Raw genomic sequence first — 13561 nt, 5'->3', positions numbered from 1 at the left:
GGTTTTCGGAGGGGTTTTCGGGCGTGGCGAGCAGCCGGGTCCGCAGACCGTCGATGATCCGCTCGATCCCGAACGCGAACAGTTCCTGCGAGTCGTCGCCCATGAGCACGTCTATGAGCGTCGCGATGTTCGGGTATTGGCCGACGGCGGCGCGCTTCTCCTTCAGCGGCGGCTTCGGCGACTGCTCCTGCAGCACGAAACCCTGGACGTACGTCGCCATGGTGAGCGTCGCCCAGGCGGCGTCGGCGTCGGAGAAGCCGCCAGCGTGCAGTCGGCCCATCATGACGTCCAGCACGTACAGCAGGTTCGGGCCCGGCGTGCGACGGCCGACCATCAGGCGCGCGGCGTCGCGGTTGGCGTGCAGGTGGCGGTAGTAGGCGTGCGCCGCTTCGCGCAGGCAGTTCTCCCAGTTTCCGCTGGTCGCCAGTTTGCGGGCGTCCCAGACCACGCTGTCGGCGAGCAGGTCGAGCAGCTGCTCCTTGTCCTGCACGTGGTAGTACAGCGACGCCGCGCGGACGCCCAGTTCGGCGGCCACCTTGCGCATCGACAGCGCGTCCAGGCCCTCGCGGCGCAGCACCGCCATCCCCGCCGCGGTGAGGGCTTCGCGGGTGATGGCAGGGGGTCTGGCCGCCGCGTTGGCCGCCGTGTCGTTGTCCGCCGAAGCCACCCGGGGCCCCCTTGTCTGTCTTGTTCGTGTTTCTGTCGCCGTGCCCGCTGAGCAGGGCTGTCGGCACCCAGACTTGCAGTCTAACGCCGTTAGTGGGAACCTAACGCCGTTAGGCAGCCGTCGCGCGGTGGCTCCGCCCGGCTTCGGGCTGCCCCGCGCCTCGAAACAGGGGGCATCATGGCCATCCCGGAACGAACACGTAGCGGGACCGACGACGGGACTCCGCCGGAAGCGCCGGAAGCGCCGGCAGCAGCAGGCCAGGCAGCAGCGACACCGGCAACCGCAGCAACGACACCGGCCGCGCCGGGCGAGCCGACCTCCCGTCGCAAAGCCCTGATCCTCGGCACCCTGTGCATCACGCTGTTCATGGCCATGCTCGACAACGTCGTGGTCAACACCGCTCTGCCGAAGATCGGCTCCCAGCTCCACGCCGGCGTCACCGGCCTGCAGTGGGTCGTCGAGGGATACAGCCTGGTTTACGCCGCGTTGCTGCTGACCGGCGGCACGCTCGGCGATCGCCTCGGCCGCAAGCGCGTCTTCCTGACCGGCGTGGTCGGCTTCACGCTCGGCTCGATGCTCTGCGCGCTGTCCGGCTCGATCGGCGAGCTCGTCGCGGCCCGCATGCTCCAGGCCGTGGGCGCGGCGCTGCTGACCCCGGGCAGCCTGTCGATCATCCGCAACACCTTCCCCGACCCGCGCGAGCGGGCCCGCGCCATCGGCCTGTGGTCCGGCATCTCAGGGCTCGGACTCGCGCTCGGCCCGGCCGTCGGCGGCCCGCTGGTCGACGCCTTCGGCTGGTCCAGCGTGTTCTGGATCAACGTGCCGATCGGCGCCGTGGCGCTGCTGGTGGGGTGGCGGGTGCTGCCGGAGTTCCACGACGGCCGCGACCGCTTCGACATCCCCGGCCAGGTCACCGGCGCCCTCGGCTTCGGCGCGCTGGGCTGGGTTTAAATCAAATACAGTGCGCTCATCGAGGGGCCGAGTTCGGGCTGGGAGAGCGCCCGGGTGCTGAGCGCCGCGGCCCTCGCGGTGCTTGCGCTGGCCGCCTTCCTCGTCATCGAGGCGACGCGCGCGGCGCCGATGCTGGACCTGTCGTTCTTCCGCGACCGGGTCATCACCGGGGCCCTGATGAGCGGGTTCATGGTCAGCTTCGGGATGTTCGGCGCGCTGTTCTTCCTGCCGCTGCTGATGCAGGACGTCTACGGCTGGTCGCCGACCATGGCCGGCGTCGGGTCGCTGCCCGCGACCGCCTCGATCATGGTGGCCGCTCCGGTGGCCGGCATCGTCACCGGACGGCTCGGCCCGCGCCCCGCGCTCGTCAGCGGCCTGACACTGTGCGCCATCGCGTTGGGCGGACTGTCGCTCTACGGCCTCGGCGCGCACTACGACCAGTATGTGTGGACGCTCCCGGTCATGGGGCTGGGCATGGGACTGTCCTTCGCGCCGGTCTCGGTCGCGGTGCTCGAACGCGTGCCGGGCCCGAAGGCCGGCATGGCCTCGGCGGTCACGAACACCATGCGCGAGGTCGGCGGCGTGGTCGGCATCGCCGCCCTCGGCGCGATCCTGACCAGCCGGATGACCGGTCTGCTCCACGACAAGCTGCACGCGCACGGCGTCGACGCCGCGCACACGCACCAGGTCGTGGCCGCGGTCACGAACGGCGGCGCCGGCGGGATCACGGCGAGCCGCGCGCTGCCGGTCCTGCGCGACACGGTGGACAGTTCCTTCGTCGAGGCGCTGCACCTCGCGTTCCGCAGCGGCGCGGGAATGCTGGCCCTGGCCGCGATCGCCGCCCTGGTCCTGTTGCGGCCCCAGGCGAAGCGCGCGGAATTGTCTCAGCCTTCTGAGGTTGCCGCGCAGACCGTCGCCCAGGTGTGATCTCATCGCAGAGCGTTGCTGAGCTGCCGGGGCCTCTCTTCGAGGCCCCGGAACCGGTAACGGATCCGGTTACGGGAACGGTTCCGGAACCGGTTCTTCATTGACAGTGGTTAACCCGCGCGCAATATTCAAGCCGAACGAGGGCGCCCTCCCTGATCACGTCGCACCGATGACGCACCGGCCGTACGCCGCTGCCATCGGTGAGGTCTCCAGGATTGAAGGGACTGCAATGAGGCTCCTCACAGCCGCGCGCGGCCGACCACGAACATCCAGACCAGGACCGTCCAGACCAGGACCGTCCAGACCAGGATCGTCCAAACCGCGATCGTCCAGATTGTCCAGATCACCCAGACAGCGGCCGGTTTTCCGGACCCTGCTGGCGGCCGGCGCGTTGTTCGCCGCGTCGCTGGCCGGCCTGCCCAGCCAGGCGCACGCCGCCGCCGGCACCCCGTTCGGCGGGACGCCCGCGGCCCTGCCCGGCCTGGTCGAGGCTGCGAACTACGACACCGGCGGCCAGGGCGTCGCCTACAACACGGCCCCCGGCAACGGCTCGGCGAACAGCTACCGCGCCGACGGGATCGACCTGGAGGCCACGGCCGACACCCTGGGCACGAGCCCGGCCGGTGGTGCCTACGACATCGGTTGGACCACGCCGGGACAGTGGTTCAACTACACAGTCAGCGTCGCCACCGCCGGCACCTACAGCGTCGCCTTCAGGCTGTCCTCGCCATACGGCCTGACCGACGCTCTCCACATCGCCGACTCCTCCGGCGCGAACCTCACCGGCTCCGTCGCCGTTCCCAACACCGGCGGTTATGAGACCTGGACGACCGTCACTGCCAGCCTGAACCTGCCAGCCGGCACCCAGACGCTGACGGTGAAGCAGGACTCGAACGGTTTCAACTTCCACAACATGGCCTTCACCCTCACCGCAGGCGGTGGTGGCGGCGGTGACAAGCCGTTCGGCGGGACGCCCGCGCCGGTGCCCGGCACCGTTCAGGTCGCCAACTACGACACCGGTGGCCAAGGCGTCGCCTACAACACGGTCGCCGGAAACGGCACGGCCACCGGCTACCGCACCGACTCGGTGGACCTGGAGAACACCAGCGACACCCAGGACACCAGTCCGCCCGGCGGTCCCTACGACATGGGCTGGACAAACGCCGGACAGTGGTTCAACTACACGGTCCAGGTGGCCACCAGCGGCACCTACACCGTCAGCTTCCGGGTGTCGTCGCCGTACGGGGTCTCCGACGCGCTGCACATCGAAAACGCTTCCGGCGCCAACCTCACCGGCTCGGTCGCCGTCCCCAACACCGGGAGCTACGCGACCTGGACCAACGTCACGGCGACGCTGACCCTGCCGGCCGGGGCCCAGACGCTGACCGTGAAGCAGGACGCGAACGGCTTCAACCTGCACTTCCTGACGTTCACGCAGGGATCGGGCGGCGGCGGGCCCGGCCCGGGCCAGTACTGCGGCACGCAGGACCTGGCGATGGACCAGCCGACCACGGCGTCCTCGACGTACTCCGCCACCGGCAACCTGGCCTTCGCGGCCACCGACGGCGACCCCGGCACCCGCTGGGAGAGCGCGTACAGCGACCCGCAGTGGCTGGAGGTCGACCTCGGCAGCCAGCAGCAGATCTGTAACGTGGGCATCCTGTGGGAGAACGCGTACGCCTCGGCGTTCCAGGTCCAGGTCTCCAACGACAACGCGACCTGGACGAACGTCTACTCCACGACCACCGGGGCCGGCGGCCACCAGACGATCCCGGTCTCCGCGACCGACCGCTACGTCCGCATGTACGGCACGGCGCGCGCCACACAGTGGGGCTACTCGATCCTCGAGTTCGACGTCTACGGCCTGACCAACACGCCGCCGGTCACCGGCGGCAACGGCAACGGCGGCAACGGCGTCTGCCCCTGGGTCGGCTCCACCGCGCCGGTCGCGCAGCGCGTCCAGCAGGTCCTCAACACCATGAACCAGTCCGAGGAACTGACTCTGGTCGCCGGTGACGGCACGACGAACTACATCGGCCACGTCGCAGGCATCCCCAACCTGTGCATCGCGCAGACCAACATGGAGGACGGACCGTCCGGGGTCGGCGACGGCAACGGTGGCGTGACGGCCTTCCCCGACGGGGAGTCGGCCGCGGCCACCTGGGACACGACGCTGATCGGGCAGGAAGGCACGGCCAAGGGCGCGGAGTTCGCGGGCAAGGGCGCCAACGTCTCGCTCGGCCCGACATCCAACGTGGTGCGCGACCCGCGTTGGGGCCGGACCTACGAGACGTACGGCGAGGACCCGTTCCTGGCCGGGCAGATCACCTCGGCCGAGGTGAAGGGTTTGCAGAGCCAGGGCGTGATGGCCGATGTGAAGCACGTGGCCGCCTACGACCAGGAGCAGTACCCGAACGGCGGCAACAACGAGATCGTCGGCAACCAAGCGATGCAGGAGCTGTACCTGGCTCCGTTCCAGGACTCGATCGCGCAGTCCGCGCCGGCGTCGTTCATGTGCTCCTACGCCGTGGTCAACAATGCCTCGTCGTGCGCGAGCGCCTCGATGCTCCGCAACGGCCTGGACACCCAGGCGAACTACGGCGGCTTCGTGGTCTCCGACTGGGGCGCCGCGGGCCCGGCGGTCGCCGACGCCAACGGCGGCCTGGACATCGCGATGCCGTTCAACTCCTACGCGACCAACCTCGGCAACGCGCTCGCCGCCGGGCAGTTCGACCAGGGCACGCTGAACTCCATCGTGGCCAGGATCCTGACCCAGATGTTCGCCTTCGGCATGTTCGACAACCCGGCCAGCGGTTCCCTGTCCAACACGGTGACCACGGCGGCGCACCAACAGACCGCACTGCAACTCGGTCAGGAAGGCACGGTTCTGTTGAAGAACAACGGGATCCTGCCGCTGAACCCGAATCCGGGCACTGCGAAGAGCATCGCGGTGCTCGGGACTGACGGCGGTGCCGCAGTCGAGCTCGCCGGCGGCGGCAGCGGCGGGGTCGACAGCTCGAACACGGTCTGGCCGGTCACCGGGATCCAGAATGCGGTCGGGCCGAACGTCAAGGTCACGTACACGCCTGGCGACGACAACGGGACGACCAACATCCCGCAGGCCGTGGCTGCGGCGCAGGCTGCGACGTATGCGATCGTCTTCGTCAGCGCTCCTGAGGGTGAAGAGAGCGATCTGAAGACGCTCGACGTGTCAGCCGCCGACGAGACGATGATCTCGGATGTGGCTGCGGTGAACCCGAACACGATCGTGGTGATCAACAGCGGCTCGCCGGTGGTCATGCCGTGGCTGAACTCGGTGGCCGGGGTGTTCGAGAACTGGTACGGCGGCCAGGAGACCGGCGCGGCGGTGGCCTCGCTGATCTTCGGGACGGTGAACCCGTCGGGCAAGTTGCCGGTGACGTTCCCGTCGTCGTTGTCGCAGGTTCCGGCGCAGACCACGGCGCAGTGGCCGGGGACGCCGACCGGGCCGATCTACAGCGAGGGTGTGAACATCGGGTATCGCTGGTACCAGTCGCAGAACATCACCCCGGCGTTCCCGTTCGGGTTCGGCTTGTCCTACACCAGGTTTGCCTTCTCCAACTTGGCGGTCGGCGGGTTCAACGCCAACGGCCAGGCCACAGTCACCGCCACGGTCACCAACACCGGATCGGTGGCCGGGGCCGAGGTGGCGCAGCTGTACGTCGGCGATCCGGCAGCCAGCCAGGACCCGCCGAACCAGCTGGCCGGGTTCCAGCGCGTCATGCTCAACCCGGGGCAGAGCGCACAGGTCAGCTTCCCGCTCACGGTCCACAACCTGGCCTCCTGGTCCGGTACGGACAACCAGTGGGAGGCGCAAGCCGGGACGTACGCGATCCGGGTCGGGGACGCCTCCAACAGCCTGCCGCTGACCGGCTCCACCTCGCTGGCCAACACACTGACCGGCCAGGTCGCCGCCGGCGCCTCCTACGCGGGGGTGTCGACGGCGAACACCGCAGTCAGCGCCAACGTGACACCGAACTCCGGCGTCCCGGGCGCGGAGACAGTCGGCGTGGTCAACCCCTTCGGCTACAGCAGCCCGAAGGGCGCGGGAGTGTCCTTCGCCATGCAGGCCGTGGACTCGAACAGCGCGCAGACACTCAGCTACACGGCAACCGGACTGCCCCCGGGCATCTCCATCAGCAACAACGGCACCATCTCCGGCAACGGAACCACGCTGGGGACCTACACCGTGACCGTGACGGCCAAGGACAGCGTGGGCGTCTCCGGCACCGCGACGTTCGTTTGGTCGGTGGTGCAGTAATGGCTCAGTAAGGGTTCAGTGCGTCAGGTCGGACGGATCGGTGTTCGCGCCACAGAGCACGACGGCGATCCGTTCGCCCTCGCCGGGGGAGTACCGTCCGGACACCAGGGCGGCCAACGCGGCTGCGGCGCCGTGCTCCACCAGCACTCGGCGGTCCTCCCACAGGGCGGCGCGCGCTGCGGTGATCTGCTCGTCGGTGACCAGGACCGAGGTGGCGAGGGGGTTGGTCGCCAGGCGGTGGGCCGTCTCTGAGACGCGGCGGGCGCCGAGGGAGTCGGCGGCGACGGAGTGCACGTCGACGTCGGTCGGGCCGCCGGCTTCCAGGGCGGCGTTGAGGGCTCGGCAGTTCTCGGGTTCGACGGCGACGACGCGGACGTTGTGCGGGAACATGGCGGCGGCGGTGCCGGCGAACAGGCCGCCGCCTCCGACCGCGACCATGACGGTGTCGAGGTCGGGGGCCTGTTCGCGGATCTCGGCGGCGCAGGTTCCGGCGCCGGCGGCGATCAGGGGGTTGTCATAGGCGTGGGAGAGCAGGGCTCCGGTGGCCTCGGCGTGCTTGATGGAGGCTTCCAGCGCGTGCGCGTAGGCGGTGCCTTCCAGGCGTACGTCGGCGCCGAGGGCGCGGAGCTTGGCGACCTTCACGGTCGGCGCGGTCTCCGGGACGAAGACGGTGACCTTGATGCCGGCGGCGCGGCCGGCCCACGCGGCGGCGATCGCGGCGTTGCCGCCGGAGGCGATGGCCACGCCCTCGCGCGGCATGGTGCCGTTCTCGAGGTGGTGCAGGGCGTGGTTGAGGGCGCCGCGGGCTTTGAACGAGCCGGCGTGCTGCATGAACTCGCAGGCCAGCCACACCTCGGCGGCGGCCGGGACGATGCCGGGGTCGGCGCGGGTGACGGCGACCCGGCGTACCCGGCCGGCGATGCGGTCGGCGGCGGCTTTGACGTCGGTCTCGGTGATGACGGGGGTGCTCGTGCTCATCGAGGGCTCCTTGGCTCCTTGTGGGATCCTCAGGCGGCGGCTTGGGCCGCGAGGGCGTCGAACTCGGCGGTGGTGCCGTTGAAGATCGCGTCAGTGGTCTGCGACATGAAGATCGCGCAGAGGCCGAGCCGCGGGTGGTTGGCCCAGAAGGTGCCCCAGCCGCCGTCCCAGCCGTAGCGGCCTTCGGCGGTGACGGACACGCCCGTGCCCCAGCCGGCGCCGTCTAGGGGGAACGGCGCCTCGGCGACCTGCTCCGGGGTCAGCTGGTCGGTCGTCATCAGCTCGACCGATTCCGGCGAGAGGACCTGGCGGCCTTCGTGCGTGCCGTGGCGCAACAGCATGCGGGCGAAGGCGTAGTAGTCGTCGGCCGTGCTGATCAGGCCCGCCGCGCCGGAGGGGAAGACGGCGGGGGCGGCCCAGGTCTGCCAGGGGTCGGCTGGCTGCCGGGTCGGCGTCCCGGCGGGGGAGTCGGTGAAGTACCAGGCGGGGAGCCTGCGCGCCTGCTCCTCGGGGACGCTGAAACCGGTGTCGGCCATGCCCAGCGGGGCGAGAATCAGTTCCCTGACGACGTCGTCGAGCGGCGCTTCGGCGGCGCGGGCGAGCAGGACGCCCTGGACGAGCGAGCCGACGTTGTAGCGCCACCGGGTGCCGGGCTGGTCCATCAGCGGGAGCTCGCCGAACCGGCGGATCCACTCGTCGGGGGCGAGCGGCGTGCGCGGTTCCGGCTGCGCGAGGACCAGGTCGCGCTCCTCGGCGGCCAGGTTGATCGGATACGGCGGGTTGATGTCCGGCGGCCCGCCGGTCATGCCGAATCCGAGGCGGAAGGTCAGCAGATCGCGGACGGTGATCGGGCGCTCGGCCGGGACGGTCTTGTCGAGCGGGCCGTCCAGGCGGGTCAGGACCCTGCGGTCGGCGAGCTCCGGGAGCAGGCCGTCGACCGGGGCGTCGAGCTCCAGCCGGCCGGCGTCGACCAGGGCCAGGACCGCGGCGGCGACGACCGGCTTGGTCATCGAGGTGATGCGGAAGGGGGTGTCGCGGCGCATCGGGTCGCCGGAGCCGAGGCCGGTCTCGCCGAACACGCCGACGTCGACCTGCTCGGAGCCGTCGTCGCCGACCCGGGCCACGAGCGTCACCACGCCGGGCAGCTCGGCGCGCCCGACGCGGGCCGCGATCGTCTGGTGGAGGGTCTGGAGTGCGTCCGGGTTCAGATGGGGTGCCGGTGCCATACCGGCTATTGTCCATCCCATGACGATCGTCATCCGCCGCGCCGACCTCCCCGCCGAGGCCGGGGAGATCACCAAGCTGCTGGTGGACTACATGACCACGGCTCTGCGGGAGCTCCACGAGACCTTCGGCGTCGAGGACTCCCCGACCGACGTCTCGGGCCTGCGCGACTCGCTGGAGAAGTACCGCGACGCGTCCAAAGCCCTGTTCGTGGCCCAGGACATGGCCCAGGACGCGGCCGGCAGGCTGGTGGGCGTGGCCGGTCTGCGCACGCTGGAGCCCGGCGTCGTCGAGGTGAAGCGGATGTACGTGGTGCCCGAGTGCCGCGGCCGGCACGTCGGCTCGCAGCTTCTCGACCGCCTGCTCGAAGAGGCGCAGCGCATGCAGGCACGTACCGTGCGCCTCGACACGGTCCGCTTCATGGCGGACGCCCAGCGGCTATACCGGTCGCGGGGGTTCGTCGAGCGGACGCCGTACGCCGGGACGGAGATTCCGCCGCATCTCCAGCAATATTGGATCTTCTTCGAGCGGAATCAGGCGGTTTCCTGAACCGGCGCAGCTCAACGTCGGCGCTGAGGACCTCGATCGCGCTGAGAGCTCAGGCTGCTGCTTCGTGACCGCGTCTCGAACGCTCATCGGCTAGTCAGACCCATGCCGACGGCACTGCTCCGGGACTGCGTACTATGACTTCCGTCAGCCCGGCGAAAACTGCGTGATGGTCGGCGTTCTTCACCAAGCCTGCCCTGCCGTGTGACGCGGAAAGTCTGCGTGGACGCCGTCGTTCTTCCCCCTGAACGCACAGCCCGTTGGAGGACCCACACCGTGATGCGATCGGTGCTCTACGCCATGTCCATCGCGTTGATATGTTCGCTGCTGGGCACGCCGGTCGCGATCGGGTTCTTCAAGAAGCGGGGCTACGGCCAGGAAGTCCGGTCGGACGGCCTGCAGACGCATCTGGTCAAGCGGGGAACGCCGACCATGGGCGGCACGGTGATCGTGCTCTCGGTGCTGGTCGGGTACTTCCTCACCAAGGCGATCATCGTGAAGACGCCGACGGCCTCGGCGCTGCTGGTGCTGCTGCTGATGACCGGGATGGGGGCGGTCGGGTTCGTCGACGACTTCATCAAGATCAACCGGAGCCGGTCGCTCGGACTGCGGGCCAAGGCGAAACTGGTCGGCCAGTGCACGGTGACCGTCGCCTTCGCCGTGCTGGCGCTGCGGTTCCGCAACTCCCTGGGGCTCACCCCGGCCAGCGACCACGTGTCCTTCCTGCACGACATCAGCTGGCTCGGCCTCGGCCCGATCCTGTTCGTCGGGTGGTGCTACCTCATGACCGCCGGCTGGTCCAACGCGGTCAACGTCACCGACGGCCAGGACGGCCTCGCTGCCGGCGCCTCGGTGCTGGCGTTCGGCGCGTACACGGTGATCGGCATCTGGCAGTACGGCCAGCCCTGCGGCCTGACCGCGCACGGCGGCTGCTACCAGGTCCGCGACCCCCTGGACCTGGCGGTCGTGGGCGCCGCCCTGGTCGGGGCGTGCTTCGGCTTCCTGTGGTGGAACGCCACCCCGGCCAAGATCTTCATGGGCGACACCGGGTCCCTGGCGCTCGGCGGAGCGTTCGCCGGCCTGGCCATCTGCTCCCGCACCGAACTGCTCGCCCTGATCATCGGCGGCCTGTTCGTGACCGAGCTGATGTCGGTGGTGATCCAGGTGGCGTCGTACAAGATGCGGAACGGCAAACGGGTCTTCAAGATCGCGCCGATCCACCACCACTTCGAGATGCTCGGCTGGAGCGAGGTCAACGTGACGATCCGGTTCTGGATCATCGCCGGCCTGTTCGCTGCCGGGGGACTGGCCGTGTTCTACGGGGGCTTCGCGGCCAAGTAGCCGTACGCGGCGAATGTCGGCCTGTCCACACTTGCGCAGCGCCTATCCTGGTAGGCATGCCCGACACCGCGACCGACAAGACCTACATCGTCCGCACCTACGGCTGCCAGATGAACGTCCACGACTCCGAGCGATTGTCCGGCCTGCTCGAAGGCGCCGGCTATGTGCGGGCGGAGGACGGCGCCGCCGAGGCGGACGTGGTGGTGCTCAACACCTGCGCGGTGCGGGAGAACGCCGACAACCGGCTCTACGGGAACCTGGGGCATCTGGCCTCGGTGAAGGCGGGGCGGCCGGGGATGCGGATCGCGGTCGGGGGGTGTCTGGCGCAGAAGGACCGCGGGGAGATCACGCGGCGGGCGCCGTGGGTGGACGTGGTGTTCGGGACGCACAACATCGGGTCGTTGCCGGTGTTGCTGGAGCGGGCCCGGGTGCAGGACGAGGCCCAGGTGGAGATCCTGGAGTCGCTGGACGTGTTCCCCTCCACGCTGCCGACGCGGCGGGAGTCGGCGTACGCGGCGTGGGTCAGCGTTTCCGTCGGGTGCAACAACACCTGCACCTTCTGCATCGTGCCCGCGTTGCGCGGCAAGGAAAAGGACCGGCGGCCCGGGGAGATCCTGTCCGAGATCGAGGCGCTGGTCGCCGAGGGCGTGTGCGAGGTGACGCTGCTGGGGCAGAACGTCAACGCGTACGGGTCCGAGTTCGGCGATCGGGAGGCGTTCGCGAAGCTGCTGCGCGCGTGCGGGCAGATCGAGGGTCTGGAGCGGGTGCGCTTCACCTCGCCGCATCCGCGGGACTTCACCGACGACGTGATCGCGGCGATGGCCGAGACGCCGAACGTCATGCCGCAGCTGCACATGCCGTTGCAGTCCGGCTCGGACACGGTGCTGCGCGCGATGCGCCGCTCCTATCGGCAGGACCGCTACCTGGGCATCATCGAGCGGGTGCGCGCGGCGATGCCGGACGCGGCGATCACCACCGACATCATCGTCGGCTTCCCCGGGGAGACCGAGGAGGACTTCGAGCAGACGTTGCACGTGGTGCGCGAGGCGCGCTTCTCGGCCGCGTTCACGTTCCAGTACTCCAAGCGGCCCGGGACGCCCGCGGCCACGATGGAGGGGCAGGTGCCCAAGGAGGTCGTGCAGGCGCGGTACGAGCGGTTGGTCGCGCTGCAGGAGGAGATCTCCTGGGAGGAGAACAAGAAGCAGGTCGGGCGGACCGTCGAGCTGCTGGTCGCCGAGGGCGAGGGGCGCAAGAACGGGGAGACGCGGCGGATGTCGGGGCGGGCTCCGGACAATCGGCTGGTTCACTTTGCGGTGGGTGACACTGCGGCTGCCGACCTGCCGCGTCCCGGGGACATGGTGTCGGTAGAGATCACGTACGCCGCGCCGCACCACTTGAACGCCGACGGGCCCGAGGGTGGCAGCGCCATCAAGACTCTGCGACGTACGCGGTCCGGTGACGCCTGGCAGGCTCGGCAGGAGCAGCCGGAGGCGGAGCGGCGGGCGTCGGCGGTGGCGCTGGGGATGCCGTCGATCGGCAAGCCGGCGGTGTCGGCGCAGGCCGAGGCGGAGAACGAGAACGCTTGCGGCGTCTGCTGATTCGTGTGCGTGATTGAGGCCCCTGCGAATGTGATTCGCAGGGGCCTCAGATGTCTGGCGTCTACTGGTTCCCGGACCAGTTGAACGGGCCGGAGGTGTCCACGGCCTTCTTCGCGGCGGCGTCCAGCCACGGCGTGATCTCCGTGGACTGCGAGTGGTTCACGGCCAGCGCCACCGACAGGATGATGTAGCGGTGCTGCTGCTCGCGGTACTGCTTGATGGTCGCGGACTGGTAGTCGCCCTGGCAGGCGTTGGAGCCGGCGCCGCTCGCCGGGCACCAGATGCCGAAGTCGGCGGCGGACTGCTGCGCGAGGTCGTTGTAGACGGTGGTCGCGGTGTGCTGGTCGGGCAGCGGCAGGACCTTGACCGAGACCAGGTACTGGCCGCTGTCGTCGACGTAGGCGGCCGCGATCTCCTTGCTGCAGCTGTTGGAGGTCAGGATGTCCTGCATGTTGTTGGACATGTCGGTCTGCACGCAGGGCTGCACGCTGCCGGCCTTGAGCGAGTAGTGCACGCCCTTGTCGTCGGTGAAGTCCTGCGGCACGAGCGAGTTCACGTCCAGCGGCGTCTTGTCGGTCTGGAACGCGTTGAGCACCGTCGGGTCGAACGGCTTGGAGGTCAGCGCCGGCGGCGAGTCCGTGGTGGTGGCCGAGTCGGCGGTGGTGGCGTCGCTGGAGGTGCTGCTCGCGGTGGCGGTCGGCGCGGAGTTGCTGGAACCGGACGTCGACCCGGTGGGGAAGTTGGTCCCGGGCACCGACGTCGGCCCGCTCGTCGTCCCGGAGGTCGAGGACTTCGCGGCGTTGTTGATGGTGTCGGACGACCCGTTGTTGCCCCGGGTGGCCACCACGACCAGCGACACCACCGCCGCGACCGCGACGACGGCCGCGATGATGATCGCGGCGGTCTTGCCGCCGTTGCCCTTGCTGGGCGGCGGGCCCTGCTGCGGGAAGTAGGGCTGCGGCCCCGGCGGGTACGGCGGCTGGCCGGGGCCGGGACCCCACGGGCCCGGCGCGGGCTGGGGGCCGGGGG

9 protein-coding genes and 1 pseudogene are annotated in these 13561 nt (G+C 69.9%); 6 read left to right on the top strand and 4 right to left on the bottom strand.

Annotated elements, in window-relative coordinates:
- On the bottom strand, positions 1 to 667 hold a 667-nt coding region (locus tag GWK61_RS45445), incomplete at its 3' end, for a TetR/AcrR family transcriptional regulator C-terminal domain-containing protein (protein WP_194918903.1).
- Between the two features lie 177 nt (positions 668 to 844).
- Between GWK61_RS45445 and GWK61_RS57660 the strand changes: the two genes are divergently transcribed.
- The 3 genes from GWK61_RS57660 (at position 845) to GWK61_RS45435 (ending at position 6845) form a co-directional block, all read left to right on the top strand.
- Positions 845 to 1618 (top strand): MFS transporter, encoded by a 774-nt coding sequence (locus GWK61_RS57660; RefSeq protein WP_228564023.1) that lies wholly within the window; start codon positions 845 to 847, stop codon positions 1616 to 1618.
- Positions 1619 to 1672: 54 nt separating this feature from the next.
- Entirely contained in the window at positions 1673 to 2545 is an 873-nt protein-coding gene (locus GWK61_RS57655) for an MFS transporter (RefSeq protein WP_369125664.1), read from the top strand.
- Between the two features lie 334 nt (positions 2546 to 2879).
- Entirely contained in the window at positions 2880 to 6845 is a 3966-nt protein-coding gene (locus tag GWK61_RS45435; RefSeq protein WP_228564022.1) for a glycoside hydrolase family 3 C-terminal domain-containing protein, read from the top strand.
- A gap of 15 nt (positions 6846 to 6860) precedes the next feature.
- Here the strand turns inward: GWK61_RS45435 and GWK61_RS45430 are convergent, their stop codons facing one another.
- Positions 6861 to 7823 (bottom strand): threonine/serine dehydratase, encoded by a 963-nt coding sequence (locus GWK61_RS45430; RefSeq protein WP_194918899.1) that lies wholly within the window; start codon positions 7821 to 7823, stop codon positions 6861 to 6863.
- 29 nt (positions 7824 to 7852) lie between these two features.
- A complete protein-coding gene (locus tag GWK61_RS45425) occupies positions 7853 to 9049 on the bottom strand; it encodes a serine hydrolase domain-containing protein (protein WP_194918897.1) in 1197 nt (398 codons plus the stop codon).
- Between the two features lie 19 nt (positions 9050 to 9068).
- Between GWK61_RS45425 and GWK61_RS45420 the strand changes: the two genes are divergently transcribed.
- The 3 genes from GWK61_RS45420 to miaB all read left to right on the top strand — a co-directional run bounded on the left by GWK61_RS45420 (position 9069) and on the right by miaB (position 12532).
- Positions 9069 to 9596 (top strand): GNAT family N-acetyltransferase, encoded by a 528-nt coding sequence (locus GWK61_RS45420; protein WP_194918895.1) that lies wholly within the window; start codon positions 9069 to 9071, stop codon positions 9594 to 9596.
- A gap of 276 nt (positions 9597 to 9872) precedes the next feature.
- Positions 9873 to 10934 (top strand): phospho-N-acetylmuramoyl-pentapeptide-transferase, encoded by a 1062-nt coding sequence (gene mraY, locus GWK61_RS45415; protein WP_194918905.1) that lies wholly within the window; start codon positions 9873 to 9875, stop codon positions 10932 to 10934.
- 56 nt (positions 10935 to 10990) lie between these two features.
- Complete coding sequence (miaB, locus tag GWK61_RS45410; RefSeq protein ID WP_194918893.1) at positions 10991 to 12532, top strand: tRNA (N6-isopentenyl adenosine(37)-C2)-methylthiotransferase MiaB; 1542 nt, start codon at positions 10991 to 10993, stop codon at positions 12530 to 12532.
- A 61-nt stretch (positions 12533 to 12593) separates the two neighbouring features.
- Here the strand turns inward: miaB and GWK61_RS45405 are convergent.
- Positions 12594 to 13561, bottom strand: a pseudogene (locus tag GWK61_RS45405) (hypothetical protein); the annotation flags it as partial.

This window comes from Catenulispora rubra (genome assembly GCF_015356825.1).
In the GTDB taxonomy this organism is placed as follows: domain Bacteria; phylum Actinomycetota; class Actinomycetes; order Streptomycetales; family Catenulisporaceae; genus Catenulispora; species Catenulispora rubra.
The sequence above is the reverse complement of the archived record's forward strand: the minus strand, read 5'-3'. Positions and strand labels throughout refer to the sequence as shown.